This is a genomic window from Mesorhizobium sp. M0909 (assembly GCF_040319515.1).
Classification (GTDB): Bacteria; Pseudomonadota; Alphaproteobacteria; order Rhizobiales; family Rhizobiaceae; genus Mesorhizobium.
In genome coordinates, this window is the sequence record NZ_JAMYOA010000012.1 from 87,954 (window position 1) to 110,812 (window position 22,859).

Annotated in this window: 21 protein-coding genes, 1 tRNA gene and 1 pseudogene; 15 read left to right on the forward strand and 8 right to left on the reverse strand. The window is 61.8% G+C overall.

The window, feature by feature from the left end; genetic code table 11:
- From NKH83_RS19460 to NKH83_RS19480, 5 genes and pseudogenes are all read left to right on the forward strand, one after another.
- Window positions 1-978 (forward strand): annotated as a pseudogene (locus NKH83_RS19460) (quinone oxidoreductase family protein).
- A 152-nt stretch (window positions 979-1,130) separates the two neighbouring features.
- A complete protein-coding gene (locus NKH83_RS19465; RefSeq protein WP_502895592.1) occupies window positions 1,131-2,723 on the forward strand; it encodes an ABC transporter ATP-binding protein in 1,593 nt (530 codons plus the stop codon).
- Window positions 2,720-3,832 (forward strand): ABC transporter permease, encoded by a 1,113-nt coding sequence (locus NKH83_RS19470; RefSeq protein WP_352806769.1) that lies wholly within the window; start codon window positions 2,720-2,722, stop codon window positions 3,830-3,832. The genes NKH83_RS19465 and NKH83_RS19470 overlap by 4 nt, the downstream gene beginning before the upstream one ends.
- Window positions 3,832-4,752: an ABC transporter permease gene (locus NKH83_RS19475; RefSeq protein WP_352801555.1), complete on the forward strand. Its 921-nt coding sequence runs from the start codon at window positions 3,832-3,834 to the stop codon at window positions 4,750-4,752. Before NKH83_RS19470 ends, NKH83_RS19475 begins: the two co-directional genes overlap by 1 nt.
- Before the next feature lie 47 nt (window positions 4,753-4,799).
- Window positions 4,800-5,867, forward strand: a complete 1,068-nt coding sequence (locus NKH83_RS19480; protein WP_352508441.1) for a BMP family ABC transporter substrate-binding protein — start codon at window positions 4,800-4,802, stop codon at window positions 5,865-5,867.
- 60 nt (window positions 5,868-5,927) lie between these two features.
- On the opposite strand, the gene rimO is transcribed toward NKH83_RS19480, so the two are convergent.
- From rimO to NKH83_RS19500, 4 genes are all read right to left on the reverse strand, one after another.
- The gene (gene rimO / locus NKH83_RS19485; RefSeq protein WP_352806772.1) at window positions 5,928-7,241 is read right to left on the reverse strand and encodes a 30S ribosomal protein S12 methylthiotransferase RimO; all 1,314 of its coding nucleotides are present in this window, start codon (window positions 7,239-7,241) and stop codon (window positions 5,928-5,930) included.
- A 149-nt stretch (window positions 7,242-7,390) separates the two neighbouring features.
- Window positions 7,391-8,050 (reverse strand): TerC family protein, encoded by a 660-nt coding sequence (locus NKH83_RS19490; protein WP_254817220.1) that lies wholly within the window; start codon window positions 8,048-8,050, stop codon window positions 7,391-7,393.
- A gap of 171 nt (window positions 8,051-8,221) precedes the next feature.
- The gene (locus NKH83_RS19495; RefSeq protein ID WP_352478848.1) at window positions 8,222-8,629 is read right to left on the reverse strand and encodes a DUF930 domain-containing protein; all 408 of its coding nucleotides are present in this window, start codon (window positions 8,627-8,629) and stop codon (window positions 8,222-8,224) included.
- A gap of 96 nt (window positions 8,630-8,725) precedes the next feature.
- A tRNA-Ser gene (locus NKH83_RS19500) sits at window positions 8,726-8,815 on the reverse strand.
- A gap of 445 nt (window positions 8,816-9,260) precedes the next feature.
- Between NKH83_RS19500 and NKH83_RS19505 the strand changes: the two genes are divergently transcribed.
- From NKH83_RS19505 to NKH83_RS19545, 9 genes are all read left to right on the forward strand, one after another.
- Window positions 9,261-10,007, forward strand: a complete 747-nt coding sequence (locus NKH83_RS19505; RefSeq protein WP_352478847.1) for a hypothetical protein — start codon at window positions 9,261-9,263, stop codon at window positions 10,005-10,007.
- A gap of 271 nt (window positions 10,008-10,278) precedes the next feature.
- The gene (locus NKH83_RS19510; protein ID WP_352806775.1) at window positions 10,279-11,502 is read left to right on the forward strand and encodes a septal ring lytic transglycosylase RlpA family protein; all 1,224 of its coding nucleotides are present in this window, start codon (window positions 10,279-10,281) and stop codon (window positions 11,500-11,502) included.
- A gap of 100 nt (window positions 11,503-11,602) precedes the next feature.
- A complete protein-coding gene (locus NKH83_RS19515) occupies window positions 11,603-12,763 on the forward strand; it encodes a D-alanyl-D-alanine carboxypeptidase family protein (RefSeq protein ID WP_352478845.1) in 1,161 nt (386 codons plus the stop codon).
- A 64-nt stretch (window positions 12,764-12,827) separates the two neighbouring features.
- Window positions 12,828-13,502, forward strand: a complete 675-nt coding sequence (tmk, locus tag NKH83_RS19520) for a dTMP kinase (protein WP_352478844.1) — start codon at window positions 12,828-12,830, stop codon at window positions 13,500-13,502.
- Window positions 13,499-14,554 carry a DNA polymerase III subunit delta' gene (locus tag NKH83_RS19525; RefSeq protein WP_352478843.1) on the forward strand — a complete coding sequence of 352 codons (1,056 nt, stop codon included), beginning with the start codon at window positions 13,499-13,501 and terminating at the stop codon, window positions 14,552-14,554. Before tmk ends, NKH83_RS19525 begins: the two co-directional genes overlap by 4 nt.
- Window positions 14,555-14,675: 121 nt before the next feature.
- Window positions 14,676-16,262: a methionine--tRNA ligase gene (metG, locus tag NKH83_RS19530; protein ID WP_352478913.1), complete on the forward strand. Its 1,587-nt coding sequence runs from the start codon at window positions 14,676-14,678 to the stop codon at window positions 16,260-16,262.
- Entirely contained in the window at window positions 16,262-17,056 is a 795-nt protein-coding gene (locus NKH83_RS19535; RefSeq protein ID WP_352703965.1) for a TatD family hydrolase, read from the forward strand. Before metG ends, NKH83_RS19535 begins: the two co-directional genes overlap by 1 nt.
- Window positions 17,057-17,059: 3 nt before the next feature.
- Entirely contained in the window at window positions 17,060-17,878 is an 819-nt protein-coding gene (locus NKH83_RS19540) for an MBL fold metallo-hydrolase (protein WP_352478841.1), read from the forward strand.
- A 233-nt stretch (window positions 17,879-18,111) separates the two neighbouring features.
- Entirely contained in the window at window positions 18,112-18,702 is a 591-nt protein-coding gene (locus NKH83_RS19545; protein ID WP_352478840.1) for a hypothetical protein, read from the forward strand.
- A 102-nt stretch (window positions 18,703-18,804) separates the two neighbouring features.
- Here the strand turns inward: NKH83_RS19545 and NKH83_RS19550 are convergent, their stop codons facing one another.
- The 4 genes from NKH83_RS19550 to NKH83_RS19565 are packed head-to-tail and all read right to left on the reverse strand — an operon-like array spanning window position 18,805 to window position 21,415.
- Entirely contained in the window at window positions 18,805-19,359 is a 555-nt protein-coding gene (locus tag NKH83_RS19550; RefSeq protein WP_352806780.1) for a DUF2076 domain-containing protein, read from the reverse strand.
- A gap of 32 nt (window positions 19,360-19,391) precedes the next feature.
- Window positions 19,392-20,087 carry a Bax inhibitor-1/YccA family protein gene (locus NKH83_RS19555; RefSeq protein WP_352806783.1) on the reverse strand — a complete coding sequence of 232 codons (696 nt, stop codon included), beginning with the start codon at window positions 20,085-20,087 and terminating at the stop codon, window positions 19,392-19,394.
- Window positions 20,088-20,111: 24 nt separating this feature from the next.
- Complete coding sequence (locus NKH83_RS19560; RefSeq protein ID WP_352478838.1) at window positions 20,112-20,885, reverse strand: anti-sigma factor family protein; 774 nt, start codon at window positions 20,883-20,885, stop codon at window positions 20,112-20,114.
- Complete coding sequence (locus tag NKH83_RS19565; RefSeq protein WP_352876799.1) at window positions 20,885-21,415, reverse strand: sigma-70 family RNA polymerase sigma factor; 531 nt, start codon at window positions 21,413-21,415, stop codon at window positions 20,885-20,887. Before NKH83_RS19565 ends, NKH83_RS19560 begins: the two co-directional genes overlap by 1 nt.
- A 211-nt stretch (window positions 21,416-21,626) precedes the next feature.
- Between NKH83_RS19565 and NKH83_RS19570 the strand changes: the two genes are divergently transcribed.
- Window positions 21,627-22,811: an amino acid aminotransferase gene (locus NKH83_RS19570; RefSeq protein ID WP_352478836.1), complete on the forward strand. Its 1,185-nt coding sequence runs from the start codon at window positions 21,627-21,629 to the stop codon at window positions 22,809-22,811.
- The last annotated feature ends 48 nt before the right edge of the window (window positions 22,812-22,859 follow it).

Below are 22,859 nucleotides of genomic sequence, written 5' to 3' on the forward strand. Positions count from 1 at the left end.
ATGTCCAAAGCGATCCGCATCCATGCCCATGGCGGTCCGGAGGTCCTGACCTATGAGGATGCCGATCCCGGGCAGCCAGGCTCGGGACAGATCCTGGTCAAGCACAGCGCGATCGGTCTCAATTTCATCGACGTCTATTATCGCTCGGGCCTTTATCCGCCGCAGGGCGGATTTCCGCTGATCCCCGGCGGTGAGGCGGCCGGCGTGGTCTTTAAGGTCGGCTCGGATGTCGACTGGCTCAAACCCGGCGATCGCGTCGCCTATGCCGTGACCACCGGCGCCTATTCCGAGCAGCGCGTGATCGCTGCCGACCGCGTGGTGAAGGTGCCGGACGGCATCAGCGACGAGCAGGCCGCAGCCATGATGCTAAAGGGCATGACGGCCGAGTATCTGTTGCGCCGTACATTCAAGGTGAAAGCCGGCGACACGATCCTGTTTCATGCGGCGGCCGGCGGTGTCGGGCTGATCCTCGGTCAATGGGCCAAGCATCTCGGCGCGACGGTGATCGGCACCGCGAGTTCGATCGACAAGATCTAACTCGCCAGGGCGCATGGCTTCGACCACGTGATCAACTATCGCGAACAGGATTTCGTCGCCGGCGTTGCCGCTATCACCAGTGGCAAGAAATGCGACGTCGTCTATGATTCGGTCGGCAACGACACGTTTCCAGCCTCGCTCGATTGCCTGCGGCCGCTCGGCACGTTCGTCAGCTTCGGTCAATCGTCTGGGCCGATCCCGCCCTTCAGCATCTCGTTGCTGGCGCAGAAGGGCTCGCTGTTCGCAACGCGGCCGACGCTGTTCGTCTACAATGCCAGGCGCGAAGACCTCGAGGCTTCCGCCGCCGCATTGTTCGACGTGGTGCTCAGCGGCGCCGTCAAGATCAAGATCAACCAGCGTTACGCGCTCAGCGAGGCCGGCAAGGCGCATTCCGATCTCGAAGGGCGCAGGACCACCGGGACAACGATACTTATCCCTTGAGCGCCCGCAGTTTCGGCCCGCCGACGCCGCGGTTCTTGCGAACTGCTCTTTACCGCTTGAGTTTCCGCTGAAATTCTTGAAGCTCTTTCAAGTCGTGAGGCGCTTACCGTAGAGAGCAGGGCGCGCATACGATGCTTGCGGGAACACAGAACATGTCTGGCAAACCAGATGGAGGCACCGTGAGTGCAGATCAGGACGGCGCAAACCTGCTTGAGGTTCGCGGCCTCACAAAGATATTCGGCACGCTGACAGCCTGCGACCATGTCGATCTCAACATCGCCAAGGGCGAGATCCATGCGTTGCTTGGCGAGAACGGCGCCGGCAAGTCGACGCTGGTGAAAATGCTTTTTGGATCGCTGGAACCGAATTCTGGCGAGATTTTCTGGAATGGCCAGGCGGTCAGGATCACCAGCCCAGGCACCGCAAAAAAGCTCGGCATCGGCATGGTTTTCCAGCATTTTTCCCTGTTCGAAGCGCTGACCGCGGCGGAGAACATCGCGCTGTCGCTGGATGACGGCTCGCCGATCAGCACGATCGCGGCCAAGGCGAGGGCGCTCTCCTACAGTTACGGCCTGCCTCTCGATCCGCTATCGCTGGTCGGTGATCTGTCGGTCGGCGAGCGCCAGCGTATCGAAATCATCCGCTGCCTTCTCCAGACGCCGCAACTCATCATCCTCGACGAGCCAACTTCGGTGCTGACGCCTCAGGAGGCCGATAAGTTGTTCGAGACGCTCGAACGGCTGCGTTCGGAAGGAAAGTCCATCCTCTACATTTCGCACCGGCTGGAAGAAGTCAAACGCATCTGCGACCGCGCCACCGTGCTGCGTCACGGCAAGGTGGTCGGCCATTGCAATCCGCGCCAGGAAACCGCGTCTTCGTTGGCGCGGATGATGGTCGGCAACGAGGTCCAGGCCGTGGTGCGGGCGCCGGCCGAGGGTATCGAGACCGCGCCGGTGCTGCTTCAAATCCGCGAACTCACCCGCAAGCCGGCGACCCCGTTCTCGATCCCGCTCAGGAACATCAATCTTGAAGTCCGGGCCGGCGAGGTGATCGGCATTGCCGGTGTGGCCGGCAACGGCCAGGGTGAATTCTTCGAATCCGTTTCCGGCGAGGTGCTGCAGGAGGATACCGGCTCGGTCCGCATCCGTGGCAAGGATGCCGGCGGCCTCGCCATCACTGGCAGGCGCCTGATGGGCGCTGCCTTCGTTCCGGAAGAGCGGCTCGGCCACGGCGCAGCACCGCGCATGAAGCTTTCGGAAAACCTGCTTCTGTCGCGCCACGCCACCGACGGGAAGATGTTTGTCGGCGCCGGTGGAATGGTCAAGAGCGATGCGATCTATACCGCTGCCCAGCGCATCATAAAAGCAATGGACGTGCGCAAGAGCGCGCCGGATTCGGAGGCTGCGGCTCTTTCGGGCGGCAATCTGCAGAAATTCATCGTCGGCCGCGAACTCGACCGCCGGCCAAGCGTCTTGGTGGTCAATCAGCCGACCTGGGGGGTCGACGCGGGTGCGGCGGCCCACATCCGCCAGGCGCTGATCGAACTGGCGCGCAGCGGCTCGGCGGTGCTGGTGATCAGCCAGGACCTCGACGAGCTGTTCGAGATTTCCGATGCGATCACGGTCATGCACAATGGCGAACTGTCGAAGCCGCTGCCGATAGCTGAAGCGACATTCGAGAAAATCGGGCTGCTGATGGGCGGCGCCGAACCCGGTCATGCCGAACATACGCTGGAGACGGCTTGATGCGCCTCGAACTTGTAAAACGCCCGCAGCGCTCGATGCTGTTTTCGGCACTCTCGCCTTTCATCGCTTTCGTTTTGACGATCATAGCCGGTGCCATCATGTTCGCGCTGCTCGGCGTCAACCCGTTGACTGCGTTCCGCATCTACTTCATCGAACCGATCAGCCAGGTCTGGCAGTTGCATGAGCTGGCAATCAAGGCCGCCCCCCTGATCCTGATCGCGGTCGGACTGTCGGTCTGCTATAAGGCCAACATCTGGAACATCGGCGCCGAAGGCCAGTTCATCCTGGGCGGCATTGTCGGCTCGACCTTCCCTGTGCTGTTTCCGCAGTTCGAAGGCCCATTGGTGCTGCCGCTGATGCTTCTTTTCGGCATGGTCGGTGGGGCTGGCTATGCTGCAATCCCGGCACTGCTGAAGACGCGCTTCAACACCAACGAGATCCTGACCAGCCTGATGCTGGTCTATGTCGCCCAGCTCTTCCTCGATTGGCTCGTACGCGGGCCGTGGCGCGATCCGCAGGGCCACGGTTTCCCGCAAACCATCCAGTTCAACGACTCGGCCATACTGCCAGAACTCCTCCCGGAATCCGGCCGGGCAAACTGGGGATTTGTCTTCGCGTTGGTCGCGGCGATACTGATCTGGATCCTGATGAGCCGTATGCTGAAAGGCTTCGAGGTCCGCGTGCTCGGCTCAAGCCCGAGGGCAGGGCGCTTCGCCGGGTTTGGCCTTAACCGTATGGTCTTCTTTGCCTTCCTGCTGTCGGGCGCACTGGCCGGACTTGCCGGGATTTCGGAGGTCTCGGGAGCCATCGGACAATTGCAGCCGGTGATTTCGCCCGGCTACGGATTTACCGCTATCATCGTGGCATTCCTCGGCCGGCTCAATCCGCTCGGCATCGTCGCCGCAGGCCTTGTGCTGGCGCTGACTTATCTGGGCGGCGAGGCAGTGCAAAGCGCGCTCGGCATCTCCGACAAGGTGGCGCGCGTGTTCCAGGGCATGCTTTTGTTCTTCGTGCTCGGCTGCGACACGCTCATCCATTACCGCATTCGCCTGATCGGCTTTTCCGCGCCGAAGCTCGAGGCAGCGCCGAAGCTGGAGGGAGCCCGCTGATGGACATCACCGTCAACATCCTCTTGACCATTGCGACCGCGGCGACGCCGCTGCTGATCGCGGCGATCGGCGAACTGGTGGTCGAACGTTCGGGTGTGCTCAATCTCGGTGTCGAAGGAATGATGATCATGGGTGCGGTCGGCGGTTTCGGCGCCGGCTATCTCACCGGCTCGCCTTGGATAGGGCTGTTGGCGGCAATCACCATGGGGGCAGTGTTCTCGCTTCTGTTCGCTGTCATGACGCTGTCGCTGGCCACCAACCAGGTGGCAACCGGCCTGTCGCTGACACTGCTCGGCCTCGGGCTTTCCGGCATGATGGGGACGAATTTTGTCGGCCAGCCTGGCGAGAGGCTGCCAAACCTCGACATTCCCGGCCTGACCGCAATCCCCGTCGTCGGCAGGCTGCTGTTCGGCCAGGATCCGATCTTCTACATCTCGATCGCGCTTACCGCTGCCGTGATGTGGTTCCTGTTCAAGACCCGCACCGGGCTCACGCTGCGCTCGATCGGCGACAGCCATGCATCCGCCCATGCGCTTGGTATCCATGTCATCCGCTATCGTTATCTCTCAGTGATTTTCGGCGGGGCTTGTGCCGGCCTAGCCGGCGGCCACCTATCGCTGGTCTACACGCCGCAATGGGTGGAGAACATGACCGCCGGCCGCGGCTGGATCGCGCTGGCTCTGGTCGTCTTCGCTTCCTGGCGGCCGTGGCGGGTGCTGGCCGGCGCCTATATTTTCGGCGCGGTCTGGATCGGCCAGCTTCATGCACAGGCATTCGGCATTCCGGTCCCCTCGCAACTGCTTTCTTCGCTGCCCTATCTGGCAACCGTCGTGGTTCTCGTTCTAATCTCGCGCAACAAGCGTTTGACGATGATGAACACGCCGGCCTCCTTGGGCCAGCCATTCGTTCCGGATCGTTGACAACAAAAAGACGGAAGCTCCAAGGCTTAACTCAGAGAGGTAACAAAATGAAAAAACTGCTTATTGCCCTGCTGGCGACGACGGCCGCATTGTCGCTGGCGGCCTCAGCCGAGGCGGCGGACAAGCTGAAGGCATGCTGGGTCTATACCGGCCCGATCGGCGATTTCGGCTACTCCTACCAGCACGACCAGGGCCGCCTCGAGGTGGAAAAGGCACTCGGGGACAAGGTCGAGACCGCCTATCTCGAAAACGTCTCCGAAGGCCCCGATGCCGACCGCGCCTTCGAGCGCCTGGCGCGCGAGGGATGCAAGATCATTTTCGGCACATCCTTCGGCTTCATGGACCCGGAAGTGAAGATCGCCAAAAAATTCCCCAAGGTGATGTTCGAGCACGCCACTGGCTACAAGACCGCCAAAAATCTCGGCATCTACAATGCGCGCTTCTATGAAGGCCGCTACGTACTTGGCCAGATCGCGGCCAAGCAATCGAAGTCGGGTGTCGCCGGCTACATCGTTTCCTTCCCGATCCCGGAAGTGGTGATGGGTATTAATTCCTTCATGCTAGGTGCACAGTCGATCAATCCAAACTTCAAAGCCAAAATCGTCTGGGTGAACTCCTGGTTCGATCCGGGCAAGGAAGCCGACGCCGCCAAGGCATTGTTCGACCAAGGGGCCGACATCATCGTCCAGCACACCGACTCGACCGCTGCGTTGCAGGTGGCGGAGGAGCGCAAGCTGCACGGCTTCGGCCAGTCCTCCGATATGATCAAGTTCGCACCGCACGCGCAACTGACCGCACTGACCGACGAATGGGGCCCGTACTACATCAGCCGGGTCCAGGCGGCACTCGACGGCACCTGGAAGCCCGACAATGTCTGGCTCGGCATCAAGGACGGCGCCGTCAAGCTGGCGCCGTTCACCAACATGCCCGATGATGTCAAGGCGATGGCCGAGGCCACCACCAAGAAGATCGCCGACGGCTGGAATCCCTTTACCGGGCCGATCGCCAAGCAGGACGGCACACCTTGGCTGAAGGAGGGCGAGGTCGCCGACGACGCCACGTTGCTCGGCATGAATTTCTACGTGAAGGGCGTCGACGACAAGCTGCCGCAGTAGGCAACCGGAAGCACACCGAATGAAAGAGCGCCGCGAGGCGCCCTTTCATTTCGGACTGAATCAGACGGCCGAGCCGTAGAGGTCGTAAGCGTCGGCGCGATCGATCTTGACCGTGACGATGTCGCCGGCGCGCAGTGGCCGTCGCGACTGGATATGGACCGAGCCGTCGATTTCGGGCGCGTCGTATTTGGTCCGGCCCTTGGCCGAATTGCCATGCGCCTCGTCGATCAGGACCGGCAGTCGCTTGCCAATTTTCCTGGTGAGCTGCGTTGCCGAAATCTTCTGCTGGCGCTGCATGAAGCGGTGCCAGCGGGCTTCCTTGATCTCCTGCGGCACCTGCTCGAGGCCGAGCTCGTTGGAGCGGGCGCCTCTGACCGGCTCGTATTTGAAACAGCCGGCGCGGTCGATCTTCGCCTCGTCCAGCCAGTCGAGCAGCATCTCGAAATCGTCGTCCGTCTCGCCAGGGAAACCGACGATGAAGGTGGAGCGGATGGCAAGGTCCGGGCAGACGTCCCGCCAGCTGCGAATGCGCTCGAGCGTCTTTTCGCCATGAGCGGGCCGGCGCATGTTCTTCAGCACCTGCGGCGAGGCATGCTGGAACGGAATGTCGAGATAGGGAAGAATCTTGCCTTCGGCCATCAGGGGGATGACGTCTGCGACATGCGGGTAGGGATAGACATAGTGCATGCGCACCCAGACACCGAGCTTACCCAGTTCTTCCGATAGATCGAGGAACTTCGCCCGCACTTCGCGGTCGCCGAACATGCTGGTCTGGTATTTGATATCGATGCCGTAGGCGCTGGTATCCTGCGAGATGACGAGGATCTCCTTGACCCCGGCCTTGGCCAGCTTCTCGGCTTCGCGCAACACGTCGGCGGCCGGCCGCGATACGAGGTCGCCACGCAGCGCCGGGATGATGCAGAAGGTGCAGCGGTTGTTGCAGCCTTCCGAAATCTTGAGATACGCATAGTGGCGCGGTGTAAGCTTGACCCCTTGCGGCGGCAAAAGGTCCATGTAGGGATCGTGGCTCGGCGGTGCTGCCTCATGCACTGCCGCCATAACGCTTTCATAGGCTTGTGGGCCAGTGATGGCGAGGACGTTGGGGTGTCTTTCACGGATGATGTCCGGCTCGGCGCCGAGGCAGCCGGTGACGATAACCCTGCCGTTCTCCGAAAGTGCGGAGCCGATGGCGTTGAGCGATTCGTCGCGAGCCGAATCGAGGAAGCCACAGGTGTTGACGACGACCAGGTCGGCGCCGTCGTGCTTGCGGGCGATCTCGTAGCCTTCAGCCCGCAGGCGGGTGATAATGCGCTCGGAATCCACAAGGGCTTTCGGGCATCCAAGGCTGACGAAACTGACGCGAGGGGCGGACATCAAGCTTTTCCGGATTCAGGATTGGCGGCGCAGTACCACAGTTGTTGCCGCATTGGTATGGGCAGCGGCTGCGGCGAAACGCAACCGCCGGCATCGCCGAAGGCTCGCCGAAATCGAAGTCGCGGCCGATGCGAATTCGAGTCGATGCGTCAGCTCACCGCACTGCTGACATGCGGCAAGACTTCCACCGCGCCTCGATAGATCATATCGAGTGCGACATAGAAGATGATCAAAAGGCCGATATAGGCGATCCAGCGATGGCGGTGCAGCAGCTTGGCGATGAAGCTCGCGGCAAGGCCCATCAGCGCGATCGACAGGACGAGGCCGATCACCAGCACCTGGAAGTGATCGCGCGCTGCGCCGGCGACCGCCAGCACGTTGTCGAGCGACATCGACACGTCGGCGATGACGATCTGCAATGCCGCCTGACCCAAGGTCTTCTTACGCGCCTTGCCGGCCACCATATCATCGCTGTTGATATCGGAATTGGACAGCGCTTCCGTCGCCTCCACCTCGTCGGCATGCGACGTGCGCAGCTCGCGATACATCTTCCAGCACACCCACAGCAGCAAGATGCCGCCGGCCAGCAGCAGGCCGACAATCTGCAGCAGGGTGACGGTGATCGCGGCAAAACCGATGCGCAGCACCGTTGCCGCCACCACGCCGATGAGAATCGCTCTCTTGCGCTGCTCGACCGGCAAGCCCGCTGCGGCCAGGCCGATGACGATGGCGTTATCGCCTGCAAGCACGAGATCGATGGCGATGACCTGGAGCAGGGCAGAGAAGCCCGCGGCAGTGAAAATTTCCATCGACTGGAAGTCCCTTGCTGGTTGGCCGACCGTTTGCGTCGAATGCCTGGAGGGCCTAACGTGTATGGTTCCCGCACGTCAAGGGACTGGTTAGAACAAGGTCGGCAATATACAGAGTTTGCGACTATCGGCCCGAAACACCTGCAAAATGCGGCCACAGGTCGCGAATGCCTAGTTATAGAGATTGTATTTGGGCCAGTCGCTTTCCGGAATTTCATCACCGATCCGGTAGCGGAGCTGCAGGACTTCCATATGGTCCGGCGCTGTCTCGCATTTGAATTTCAGCCGGTACCATTGTCCCTTGCTGCGAAACGCAGCACCCGGGCTCCTGATCGCATCGGCGCCCATTTCGGGCGTCGCAAAAGCGTAGGCGACGACACGATCGGCTTTGTATTTGTGGTCGTCGCGGGTAATCCGGTCGAGAATTTCGGCGTCGCATCGCTGCTCCAGCCGGGTTTGCGGATCGAGTTTCAGCAGGCCGGCGCGCAATGCGCTGTCCATTGCGCTGGCCGGCCAAGGCAGCGCCATCCATGCGAGGACCGCAAAAAATAACCTATTCATGGGCGGGAGAAGCACCATCTTTCGTCGCAAAAATCAATCCGATCGGGGGCTCGCTCATGTCCCGGTCATCTCGATGCAAGCCCGGGAGATTGCGTTCGGGACAAAGAGCGTCACTGGCGGAGGGAGTGGGATTCGAACCCACGGTGGGCTTGCACCCACGCCGGTTTTCAAGACCGGTGCCTTAAACCGCTCGGCCATCCCTCCAGGGTGATTTTTCAATCACTTAGGATATCGCGAGAGGAGCGGGTTCGAGCTGTCGGTACCGGATTGGCACCAGGACGTTCCCCGATCGGTTCGCGCTCCATTCCTGTAAAGCTGCATTCGACGCCAAGTCAACCGTGGCGGCCGCACCTTTCGGCGCGATCCAGGACGGTGAGCAGCGTCATGGCGAGCTGTTTGTGCCGAGTGTGGAAAATCGTTTTTAAAACCCGCACGGACTATTAATCGTTGCGCGCTGATATGTTGGGCGCATTAGGCACATGTAAGTAAAATCGTCTTCTGGAGTTGAATTTTGGCCGTACTTGGCGCTCTCCCGCCCGGTCTTCGCTGTAGACCAATTCGCGAAACCGACTGGGAGGGAGTGGTTGATTGTCTGTGCAGGGGCTTTCCGGCGCGTAACCGAAGTTACTGGATCCGGGCTCTGACCCGTTTGTCGAAGCGGCCTGCGGTTGCCGAGTTCCCACAATATGGCTTTGCTTTGGAGCATGCCGATCGGATCGTCGGCGTTGTGCTCACCCTTTATGCGCGCTACCAGGGGTCGGAGAGCGAGGAAATCCGCTGCAATCTTTCGAGCTGGTCAGTCGACGCAGAATTCCGTTCCTATGGCGCCATGTTGGTTGCGGCGGTTCTCAAGCGGAAGGACGTGACCTACACGAACATTTCGCCGGCGCAAGCGACATTGAAAGCCAACCGGGCGCTCGGCTTTCGGCTCTTCTCCAGCGGACAATTTACCTTCTTGCCGGCTTTAAGTTCGGCGCCGCGGTCATGTCGCGTGGTCGAAGTGCGTCCCGATCTTCCGGAACTGGCGATGCTGTCCGAGAGTGAGAGATACATACTCTCGGAACACGCCGCGCTGGGGTGCCTGTCGTTGATCTGCATCTGCGATGGAGCAGCGTTCCCCCTGGTGTTGATGCCGCGCCGAATGTTGCACGGTCTTATCCGGTGCCATCAGGTCATCTATTGCCGCTCGCTCGCGGATTTGAGCCGCTGCGCCGGTGCCATGGGGCGCTTTCTCTTGCGAAGCGGAATCCTGGTTTGCTTTGTCGACGCCAAGGAGCCGATTCCAGGTTTGGTGGGATGGTACCGCCCCAACAAGGGGCTGAAATACTTCAAGGGTCCCAGACCACCCGCACCTGGAGATCTGACGTTCACCGAGCTCGTGATCTTCGGTCCCTGAGTCTGCGCTCGCAGACACGCCAGGCGAGGTTCAAAGCCCGCCACGAACGGCGTTTTGCTGATCTAAGCGATGACTTCATCCCGACCGGCGAGACGGTCCGCGCCACAATCTCGCCCGGTTCCGACCACAATCGGTTAATACGGTGATAAACAATTCCTGCGCACAAAAGCATTGGGGTAGGGCGTTGCCGGCGTTTCTGGAGTGGGTGCTTTGGCATCGCTGACGTTTATGCTGCGGTGCCTTCGTCGATGCTATAGGGGACAATCAAAATATGCAGACCACGGCGCGCCCGCGTCTTCGTCGCGCTTTCGCTTTCGCGCTGTTTGCCTTGTCGGCAGCGTTTCTTGCGGCATGTGCCGCGCCGCAGCAGAAGGCGATGGTCAACAAGAAACCTCGCTCCAAGGAATATTTTTCCGAAGCCGAATATGGCGTGAAAGCCAGCCCGCGCGTGATGTTCAAGACGTCTCGGGGGCGCAACCAGCTCGGCAAGCCCTATCAGGTGCGCGGCAAGTGGTATTATCCGAGGGAAGACAAACGTTACGCCAAGGTTGGCCTAGCGTCCTGGTATGGTGAGGCGTTCCACGGCCGGTTGACCGCCAATGGCGAAGTCTACGACATGGCAGATCTGACGGCGGCGCATCCGACTATGCCGCTCCCGAGCTATGCGCGGGTCACAAACATGAAGACCGGCAGCTCGGTGATCGTGCGCGTCAACGATCGCGGACCCTATCATGATGGACGCATCATCGATGTGTCGAAGCGCGCTGCTGAAATGCTCGATTATGCCAATATCGGTACGGCCGAGGTGAAGGTCGAATATGTCGGCCGTGCGCCGCTCGAAGGCAATGACGGGCAGTATCTTATGGCTTCGTATCGTCCAGGCAACAGGGCGCCGGATCCGTCGGACGGTCTGCCCAGCGGTGTCATGGTCGCCATGAATGGGCCGTCGCCAAGCCTGGCGGTGAGCGCTGCAGCCGTGCCGTTCCCCGGTCAGCTGACGAATACCGGGCAGGGATCCGATGCAGGGCCTGTCATAGCGGTGCAAGCGTCTGCTTCGGGAGACATTGTACTGCCCGATTTCGGCCCGATCGTGCCGGAGCGTCCGGAGATCAACCTGCCGGCGCAATCTCCATTCACCATGGCGTCGCTGTCTTACGCCGACGAGCGCGTGCAGCGCGCCTCCAACGCGTTTGCCGAGCTGGACGACACCGGCATGTCGCCCGCCGAGCTTCTTCAATCGTGGAAGCGGCAAGCTCCTCCAACCCGGTCGCCCACGGACTATGTCGCGGCGGGTTCGTTCGAGGATGCCGCCGAGGCCGAGCGTGTGGCTGCCCAGCTTTCCAGCTTCGGCAAGACCGAAATCCAGCGCTCGGAACTTGAAGGCAAGGACTGGTACTCGGTCAACCTCTATGCCGACGGCCGTGGCAGCCTGGACGAGATGCTGCAGGCATCGTGGTCGCATGGTGCGCCCGATGCGCTTGCTGTACGCGACTGAGCTCGGGGTTGCCTGGTTTTTCGTGCGCGATTGATCCGCCAGGCAAAAGCCTGATAGGTTCTGCCAACGTGCAAGAGCGCCGGCTCACTGGTCGAATCTGATGAAATTTTTTCGCCCTTTCACTGGGCTTATAGCGCTCGGCCTGCTGCTGCTCTCGCTTGCGCCGGCCTCGGCACAGCTTTTCGAGACCAAGGCCGCGCAGGCCTTCATGATCGATGCCGAAACCGGAACCGTGCTGTTTTCCAAGGACGCCGACAGGTTGATCCCGCCGGCCTCGTTGGCCAAGCTGATGACGATGGAAGTGGTCTTCAACGCCATCAAATCGGGGCGCATGACGCTCGACGATACCTTCGTGGTGAGCGAAAACGCCTGGCGCAAGGGCGGCGCTCCTTCGGGGACATCGACTATGTTCGCGAAACTCAAGTCGACGATCCGGCTTGAAGACCTGATCCAGGGCGTGACCGTGCAGGCGGCCAATGACGGCTGCATCGTCATCGCTGAAGGAATCGCGGGGTCCGAGGCAAACTTCGCGGCGCAGATGACCGAGCGTGCCCGCCAGATCGGCTTGCAGAAATCGACCTTCGTCAACTCCACCGGTCTGCCGGCAGATGGGCAGCAAACGAGCGTTCGCGAACTCGCGCTTCTGGCGCTGCATATCTGGCGCAACTACCCGGATCTCTATCGCTATTACGGCCAGAAGGATTTTACCTGGAACAAGATTTCCCAGAGAAACCGCAATCCGCTGCTGGCCATGGATATAGGCGCAGACGGGCTCGCGGTCGGCGCCAGCGAGCAATCCGGGTTCGGCATTGTCGGCTCGGCCAGCCACAACGGCACAAGGGTGATCGCGGCGATGAGCGGCCTGGCAAACGACCGCGAGCGTGCTGAGGAAGCGCGAAAGCTGCTCGACTGGGGCGTTCGCTCCTTCGAGAAGACTGAAGTATTCGCCAAGGACGAAGTGGTTGGCGAAGCCCAGGTCTTTGGCGGCGCCAAGTCCGGAGTCGCGTTAAAGGCAAAAGGACCGGTGCAGATCTTCCTGCCGATCACCAACCGCGACAAGCTCACCGCCAAGATCGTCTATGACGGACCGGTTGCCGCGCCGGTGGAGGAGGGGCAGCCGGTCGGTACGCTGCGCGTCTGGATCGGCGATACTCTGAGCCAGGAGACGCCGCTGTTTGCCGCCGAGTCGATCGGTGTCGGTTCGCTGCCGCAGCGCGCGCTCGACGCCGCCAAGGAACTGGCCGTCGGCTGGCTGCGTTAGCACCGTCGCGGTGGACCTTTTTTCCCGCCGGGACTATACGGTCCCCGAAGTATGGACAAAGGCTTTGGCGCGCGGATTTTTCATCACTTTTGAAGGCGGCGAAGGAGCAGGCAAGTCGACGCAGATCGAGCGGCTGGCAAAGAAGATGCGCGCCAAGAAATACGATGTGCTGGTAACGCGTGAGCCGGGTGGCTCGCCGGGCGCGGAGGCGGTCAGGCATGTCCTGCTTTCAGGCGCAGCCGAGCCGTTCGGCCCCAAGATGGAAGCGTTGCTTTTCGCCGCTGCGCGATCCGACCATGTCGAACAGGTCATCCGGCCGGCGGTCGAGCGCGGTTCGGTCGTGCTTTGCGATCGTTTCATGGATTCTTCCCGCGTCTACCAGGGCGTCACCGGCGGCCTGGACCCGGCATTCATGGACGCATTGGAGAAGGTCGCCATCAACGGCATGGTGCCGGACATGACGCTGATCTTCGATATCGATCCCGCCGAGGGCCTGAGGCGCGCTACCGCCCGGCGGGGGAGCAGTGACGGACCGGACCGCTTCGAGAAGGAAACATTAGCCATCCACCAACGCCGGCGCGAGGCGTTTCTCGCGATCGCCGCAGCTGAACCCGAACGCTGCGTCGTCGTCGATGCGTCAGCCGACCTCGACACCGTGGAGGATGTCGTTACCGCCATCGTCTTCGCGGCTCTTGAGAGGATGATGCCGGCGCAAAGAAGGCAGGCGGCGCCGGCATGATTTTCGAACGCATCGCGCCCGAACAGCACGACACGCTGGACGGGGTGCCCGAGCCATCCGAGACGCCGCGTCTTGTCGGTCACCCGCAGACGGCCAACATGCTCGCCACCGCTTACCGCTCGGGAAAACTGCCGCACGCACTGATCTTTGCCGGACCGGTGGGCATAGGCAAGGCGACGCTGGCCTTTCATCTGGCGCATCATCTGTTGAAGCACCCGGCCTTCGAGCAGGCGCCGGAAAGCCTTGCCGTTCCAGATCCGGCTTCGTCGCTGTTTCGCCAGATCGCCACCGGGGCACATCCTTCGGTGCTGCATCTTACACGCCCCGCGAATGACAAGACCAAGAGCTTCAAGACAGTGGTCACGGTCGACGAAATCCGCAAGGTCAGCCGTTTTCTGTCGCTGACGTCGCACGACGGCAGCTACCGGGTGGTTATCGTCGATCCCGCCGACGACATGAACACCAATGCTGCCAATGCCTTGCTGAAGAATCTTGAAGAGCCACCGGCGCGGACCTTGTTCATCCTCATCGTCCATGCGCCGGGCAGTTTGCTGCCGACGATCCGGTCGCGCTGCCAGATGGTGCGATTGGCCCCGCTCGATGCCAAGAGCTTGATGGCGGTTCTGGAGGGCATCGAGCCGCCGCCACCGGAGGATCCTGCGGCGCGCGCGGCGCTGGCGGAGCGGGCAGGGGGCAGCGCGCGCAACGCGATCCTGTTGACGCAGTATGGCGGGCTTGAAATCGCCGCCACCCTCGATGCCCTGGTGATGTCCAAAAAGATGGATGTCGCAGGCGCCTACCGTCTTGCCGAGGCGGTCGCCGGCCGCGACCAGGCAATCCCGTTCGAGATATTCAATCGCCGCGCGCTCGACCTGCTGTCGGCCGGCGCCAGCCAGGCCGCGCTCGCCGGCGATCTCGCGCGGGCCAAAACGCTGTCGGATACTTGGCACGAGGCTTTGAACGCTATATCTGAAACGGAGACCTACAATCTCGACAAAAAGCAGCACGCCCTGACCATGATCGACCGCCTGAATTCTGCAATGCGAATGTGACGGCCGCTGGCGTGGCTTTGGAAGCCCCTCAGCATTGATCCCAATCAATCGCAGGAACTTCGAAGCCACCACATTGGCGTCGGATGGCAATTGCCGTTTCGATGCGATATCTCACCGCGACATCTTTCATTCAGACATTCATGACGGCTCATCCATGTCACGCGAAAAATACTACGTCACGACGCCGATCTTCTATCCGAACGGAAAGCCGCATATCGGCCATGCCTACAATGTGATCGCCAGCGACACGCTTGCCCGCTTCCAGCGGCTCGACGGCAAGGACGTCTTCTTCGTCTCGGGGACCGACGAGCACGGCTTGAAGATGCAGCAGACGGCGGACGCCGAAGGCCTGACGCCGAAGGCGCTTGCTGATCGCAATTCGGCGATCTTCCGTTCGATGCTCGAAGCGACCGGCTGCTCGAACGACGTTTTTATCCGAACTACCGAGGAGCGGCACTACAAGGCTTGCCAGGCGATCTGGACACGCATGGCTGAGAATGGCGACATTTACCTCGACCGCTACAGCGGCTGGTATTCGGTTCGGCAGGAAGCCTATTTCGATGAGGCCGAAACCAAGGTCGGCGACGACGGCGTGCGCCGCGAACCGCTCGGCTCGCCTGTCGAATGGACCGAAGAAGAAAGCTACTTCTTTCGGCTTTCCGCCTATCAGGACAGGCTGCTCGCACTATACGAGAACAGCCCCGAATTCGTCGGGCCGGCGGAGCGGCGCAATGAAATCGTCAGCTTCGTCAAATCCGGCCTCAGGGATCTGTCCATCTCGCGCACCACGTTTAACTGGGGCGTGCCGGTCCCGGGCGACGACAAGCATGTGATGTATGTCTGGGTCGATGCACTGACCAACTACATCACCGCTGCCGGTTATCCGGATCCGGCCAGCGAGAGATGGTCTTTCTGGCCTGCAAACGTTCATGTCATCGGCAAGGATATCGTGCGCTTTCACGCGGTCTACTGGCCGGCTTTCCTGATGTCGGCTGGCATCGAATTGCCGAAGCGCGTGTTCGCGCATGGTTTTTTGTTCAACCGCGGCGAGAAAATGTCGAAGTCGGTCGGCAACGTCATCGACCCGTTCGCCATGATCGAGCACTACGGTCTCGACCAGGTGCGCTATTTCTTCCTGCGAGAAGTGCCGTTCGGTCAGGACGGTAGCTACAGCCATGATGCGATCGTCAACCGCACCAATGCCGACCTTGCCAACGATCTCGGCAATCTGGCGCAGCGCTCGCTGTCGATGATCGCCAAGAACTGCGGCGGCGTGGTGCCGAAGCGTGGCGAATTGAGCGACGCCGACAAGGCGATCCTCGATCAGGCAGATGCCGCCCTTGTCACGGCGCGCAGGACGATGGCCGACCAGGGCATCCATTTGGCGCTGGCGGCGATCTTTGGCGTGGTGGCCGAAGCCAACCGCTATTTCGCCGGGCAGGAGCCATGGGCGCTGAAGAAGACCGATCCGGCACGCATGGAAACGGTGCTGTGGACGACGGCTGAGGTGATCCGGCGTGTCGGATTGCTGTGCCAGCCCTTCATTCCAGGCTCGGCGGCAAAGCTGCTCGATCTTTTGGCGGTGCCGGCGGACAGCCGCGACTTCGCGCATGTCGCCGAAGCTCATGCGCTGGTGTCCGGTACGGCACTGCCGGCGCCGGAACCAGTATTTCCACGCTATGTCGAGCAAACGGATACAAGCGCCTGATGCTGGTCGACAGTCACTGCCATCTCGACTTTCCGGATTTCGCCGAAGAGCGGGCGACCATCGTCGCCCGCGCCCTCGCGGCCGGCGTCGGCCGTATGGTGACGATCTCGACGAGGGTGAAGCGATTTAGCCAAGTGCTTGAGATTGCAGAGACTTTCGATGAGGTCTATTGCTCGGTGGGCACCCATCCGCACAATGCGGCGGAAGAGCTTGACGTCACTGTCGATGATCTGGTGCGGCTCTCTGCTCATCGCAAAGTGGTGGCGATCGGCGAGGCGGGGCTCGACTATTTCTACGATCATGCGCCGCGCGACGCACAGGCTCAGGGCTTTCGCACCCACATCGCCGCGGCGCGCGTGACCGGTCTGCCGCTGGTCATCCATTCGCGCGACGCCGACGACGACATGGCTGACATCCTCGAAGAAGAAACAGGGAAGGGCGCCTTCCCCTTCATCCTGCACTGTTTTTCGTCTGGGCGCAGGCTAGCCGAGATCGGTGTCGCGCTCGGCGGCTACGTTTCGTTTTCCGGTATCCTGACCTTCAAGAACTCCGCCGAGCTGCGCGCCGTCGCCGCCGATGTGCCGCGCGACCGTCTGCTGGTCGAGACCGACGCGCCATACCTTGCGCCGATCCCGTTTCGCGGCAAGCGCAATGAGCCCGCCTATGTCGCGCATACAGCCAAGGTGCTGGCCGAGACGATCGGCTTCAGCGAGGCCGAGATCGCTGATATCACCACGGATAATTTCTTCCGGCTGTTCAGGAAAATGCCGCGCCCGAGCGCGCCGGGCGCCTGACGCATGAGCGACCGGTTACGTCTTACCGTCCTCGGCTGCGGCTCATCGCCGGGCACGCCACGCATCACCGGCGACTGGGGCAGTTGCGATCCCGCGAACCCCCGAAACCGGCGCACGCGCACCGCAGCGCTCGTCGAGCGGATCGCGGCGAATGGCGTCCGGACCACGGTCGTCATCGACACCGGCCCGGATTTCCGCGAGCAGATGCTGCTGGCATCGGTCAGGCGCATCGATGCGGTGGTCTATACACATCCGCATGCCGACCATATCCACGGCATCGACGATTTGCGCGGCTTCGTACTGGAGCAGCGCCACCGGATCGACATCCATGCCGATCAGGCCACCATGCTGCGCTTACGCGAGGCGTTCCGCTACTGTTTCGAAACACCGAAAGGCAGTTCGTATCCGCCGATCGTGAACGCCCATATCATCGACCACGACAGGCCGGTGGTGATCGAGGGCGAGGGCGGCGCCCTCACCCTCGAACCGCTGGTGCAGCTTCATGGCGACATCACCTCGCTGGGTTTCCGCATCGGCGGGCTAGCTTATTGCCCTGATGTCAGCGACTTTCCGGACGCGACCGCCGAGCGCTTGCGCGGGTTGGACGTGCTGGTCATCGACGCGCTGCAATACACCGTCCATCCGAGCCATCTGTCGCTTGGCCAGGCGCTTGGCTGGATCGAAAGGCTGGCGCCGAAGAACGCGGTGCTGACGCATATGCATGTGCCACTCGACTACGCCACGGTAATGGCCGAGACGCCGGCCAACGTCGAGCCTGCTTATGATGGCATGACGATCGAAATCCCTTACGAATCAGCGTGAAGGACCAAGTTTTTACGGCTGGGTTTCTGAGTGGGATCTCGCAAGGTGCGTGAAACCAATTTCTCGGCCCAGCGGCTCGCTGGTGCTACTTCCACGCCACATCCTTATCTGCCATTTCAGTTCCATAATCTATCTTATGCGACCAGGGGCGCGCGGGAGTTGGACAAGGTTTCCATCCCGCTGCTGCCGGCCAGGCGCGAAGATTCGCAACCGGCATGCTACGGTTGCGAATCATGAAGCGACTTGGGCTCTTCACAAGTTTCGTCCTCACCCTCGCCTGCGTGCTCACTGGCGCGCGAGCGCAGGACTTTGATCGTGCGCCAGGCGAGAACGACCTGGCTTTCGCCAAACGTGTTGTCGGGTTCGCCGACAATGCTGATCCGCACACCACAGCCGTGAGCTGGAGCGGCCTCCAGACACTCTTCGTCGATTACCAGACCGCTGAGGACTATCCGGAACGCCCGCTCGTCGCGCTGCAACGGCTAGCTGACAACAGATATCGCGCAATCCAGGTCACGATCGGTGAACAAGAGGGCGACACGCCGGACATAGCGCTCGGCCTCGCCAACGCCGACCACGACCCGGCAAAGGAACTGATCGTGATACTTTCCTGGGCTCAGATGCACTACGATGTCGAAGGGACGCTCTACGAAGTTCGCATCTTCGATGGCCCCAAGCCAGGCCAGAAGGCGCTGACTCAATTGAAAGCGAGCCGGAAGTTCGACGCCACATGCGACTGCCATTGGCGCGACGGCACAACGAAGCACTTCCGCTTCAAGACGATCGCAGCGGTCAAGACTGAACTGAAGCGCCTGGGTTATTAGCCGCCGGCGAGGGCTCGCTTCCCGGATGCTGCCCTCGCCATCTCGCCTATGCTGACCCGCAATCGTCACCAGCGCCGGCACAGGCACAGTCTGGGTCGCTCGTCAGAACTCCATATCACCGAAGTCACCGCCATTGTCGGAGCTGGCATCGCCTGCCTGATCGGCTTCGTCCGGCTGCGGCGTCGGCTGTTCAGCGGCCTTCGCTTCGCTGCCGCCAAAAATGCCGGCGATCGCGTTGCCGAGCAGCACTCCGCCGGCCACGCCCATCGCGGTCTGCGCAGCGCCAGCAAGAAAACCGCCGCCTGCCCGCTGTGGCGTGTCCTGCGGCCCTTCAGTTGCGACGGAGGCGGCGCGCCCTACCCGCGGAACCGAGCCCGAGCGCCTGCCGCCGCTGCGGCCGAAGAAGCCGCTGAGCGGTCCACCGCCGGCGGGCTGCTGCGCCTGCTCTTCCAGTTCTTCGATGCGCGCCTGAGCTGCGTTCAGGGCCTGCTCCTGCACCACGATCGTCTGGGCCATGTAATATGGCGCGCCAGGCTGCTGGCCGATCTGATCCTGGATAAAGCGCTCTGCTTCCGCATCGCGCGGCGGCGCCTGGCGCTCGACATTTGCCAATTTCTCGAAGAGGTGTCCGATCGCCTGTTGATCGTTTCTGTCCATGGTATCCGCCTCCGGTCGTGGTCCGACGCCGGCTATTCGCGCTCGCCGGTGAAGTTCAACAGCAGTTGGAAGATGTTGATGAAGTTCAGATAGAGCGAGAATGCACCGAAGACAGCGAGCTTCTGCTGTGATTCCGCACCGAAGTTTTCCGCATACTGCTCCTTGATAGTCTGGGTATCCCAGGCGGTGAGGCCGATGAAGACGGCGATGCCGATCACCGAGATCGCGAACTGGAGCGCGGTCGAGCCCAGGAAGATATTGACGATGCTGGCGATCACCACGCCGATCAGGCCCATGATCAGGAACGACGAGAACTGCGTCAGGTCGCGTTTGGTCGTGTACCCGTAAAGGCTGGTCGCGCCGAACATGGTGGCGGCGATGAAGAAGGTGCGTGCGATGCTGGTGCCGGTAAAGACCAGGAACACGGAAGCCAGCGACAGCCCCATGACCGCGCAGAATGCCCAGAACATCGCCTGGGCGCCGGCCGCCGACATCGTCTGCATCCGGAACGAGAACAAGAGCACAAAGGCCAGTGGTGCCAACATAACCACCCATTTCAGCGGTGTGGAGAAGATCGGCACGTAAAGCGCGGGTGTGGAAGCCACCACGAAAGCGATCACGCCCGTAACGACGAGGCCAAGGCCCATGTAGTTGTAGACGCGCAGCATGTGCCGGCGCAGGCCTTCGTCGTAGACGGCTCCGGCCCCGATATATCCGAGATTGTTCATGTGGTTCTCCTTCTTGAAGGTCGATCAGTAAAGCGTCTTGGCGAGCGCTTCGGCCGTGAGATCTATGCCTTGGATGTCGCTACGTGCGACGACCGCGTAGGCGACCTCGCCGATCTGGAAATAAGCTGAGGAAACGTCGCCCGAGGGAACGACAGTCGGCTTGACGACGTCGAATGTCCCGGGCCTGATTGCGAACAACGAGACCAGCCCCATCTCTTTCGTCTCGACAGCCATCTCGACGCTCGGGCCGAACTGCGATGGGTAGATCTGCACGTCCCGGACCGTCCAGTCCGCTGGCAGCGATGGCATAATGATCGCCGTCGCGGCGCGAATTTCGTCGGCATTGTAGCCGGGCGCTTCGGGTTGCGACGACATCGCCTCGCGCACGAGCGTCGTGCGGTGCGCCCGGACCGCGTCCTCCACATAGGCGGGCGGATGGGTCGAAGCGACGACTTCCGTCACCGATATCGGTCCGATGAGCCCGTTCGCAAGCCAGCCGGCGGCGACGAAGACAGCGACTGCCGCCGCTCGCTGCAAAGCACCAAGGACGCGGCCGCGCGCCAATCCCCGCTCCAGCCGCCGTGCAGCATCGGCCGTCGCGGGCCGCGCCATGCCTTTCGATCCGGCAAGCGCTACGCGCAATTCGTCACGCATCCGCAGGTCGGACATCACCCGCGCGGCCGCCTCCGGCCGGGCCGAAAGGAACGCCTCGACCTCGATGCGACGCGCCACGTCCAGCTGATCGTCGACATAGGCGTCGAGATCGGTGTCGGTCACGGGATCGCGCAGTTGGTTCATCATCGACCTCCGACGATCTTCAGATGGCCTTTCGCCCGTGCCGGTGCCGCGTCCTCCATCTCGCGGAGTGCCGCACGTGCCCTGCCGATGCGCGACATCAGCGTGCCAAGCGGCACGCCGCTAACCTCGGCCGCCTCGCTGTAGCTGAGCCCCTCGATGGCGACGAGATGCAGCGCGCAACGTTGCTCTTCCGGCAATGTGAAAAAAGCGTCGCGCACCTGTGCCAGACGGACCGAATGTTCCTGCGCAGCCTGGACGCTGGCCTCGGCGAGATAGCCGGCCTGTTCGATGCGCATTGCTTCGGATTTGCGGGATCGCAAGCCGTCGATGAACGCGTTGTGGACGATCGACAGCAGCCATACGCGAAGGTTTCCGCCGGAGCGGAAGCTGCCGCGTCGCTCATAGGCACGCACCAGCGCATCATGCACCAGATCCTCTGCATCGGCGCTGTCGCGTGTCAGCGAGCGTGCATAGCGGCGCAGTGAACCGAGCTGTCCCAGAATGTCGAAGCGTGGCATCGGCCGTTTCATGTCCTGTTTACGGAGCAGGTCGGAATTTTAATCCCGCTCTCCCCGAATTTTCGGCTCGCCGCGCTCTCTCTGGGAGATATCGCGCCTGCCCTCGCCCGGCAGATAGTATCGGCCGCCCTCGAGGCAAACCGACGCCGAGTTGGCGCATATGAAACTGCTGGCAAAGCACGGCCGGTTTGCGTATCACTCCGCCGCCAACGGAAACTTATCGATGTTCGAAAATCTCCAGCCCGCGCCTGCCGACAAGATCCTGGCCTTGATCGGCCTCTATCGCGCCGACCCGCGTCCCGACAAGGTCGATCTCGGGGTCGGCGTCTATAAGGATCGCGACGGCAAGACGCCGGTGATGCGCGCGGTGCGCGAAGCCGAAAAGCGGTTGCTGCACAGCCAGGATACCAAGACCTATCTCGGCCTTGCCGGGGATACCGCCTTCAACGCGGCGATGGCCAGGTTGGTGTTCGGCCCAGCCGCCGACATGACGCGCATTCGTGCGGCACAGGCGCCCGGCGGCTCCGGCGCGCTGCGGCTGGTGGCAGAGCTGCTGAAAAGGACCCGCACAGACGCGATGGTCTGGCTGTCGGATCCGACATGGCCGAACCACACGCCGGTGATGCGCGCCGCTGGCCTGCAGACACGGGAATATCCCTATTTCGACGCTGCTTCTGGTGCGGTTCGCTTCGACGACATGCTGAATGCATTGAGAACCGCGAATCCTGGCGACGTCGTATTGTTGCATGGCTGTTGCCATAACCCGACGGGCGCCAATCTAGACATCCCGCAATGGGCTGCCATTGCCGATCTTGTCGTTGAGCGCGGCCTGCTGCCCTTTGTCGACATCGCCTATCAGGGCTTTGGCGACGGGCTTGATGCGGATGCCGCCGGCTTGCGCCTTCTGGCGGCAAAAGTTCCGGAAATGGTCGTTGCCTCGAGCTGCTCGAAGAACTTTGCCGTCTATCGCGACCGAGTCGGTGCAGCGCTGATCATGGCAAAAGACGGCGCGCAGGCGGATTTGGCGATGGGCCAGATGCTGTCGGCGGCACGTGCCATGTATTCGATGCCGCCGGACCACGGCGCGGCGGCGGTGCGCATCGTGCTCGAAGACCCCGCATTGCGTTCCGATTGGGAGGCAGAGCTTGAAGAGATGCGGCTGCGCATGCTGCGGCTGCGCGTCCAGTTCTCCGAGGCGCTGCGCCGGCAGTCCAACTCCGACCGTTTCGATTTCGTCGCCAGCCATCGCGGCATGTTTTCCCGGCTCGGCCTGTCGGAAGCGCAAGTCGAGCGGCTGCGCGCCGAGCATGGCATCTACATGGTCGGCGACAGCCGCATCAACGTTGCCGGGCTGCCCGAGGACGGCATGGATGCGCTCGCCAAGGCGATCGTCTCCGTGCTCGACTGATGCTTTTGCTAACTAGGATCTTCCGGAAACCGGCTTCCACTTTCGTAT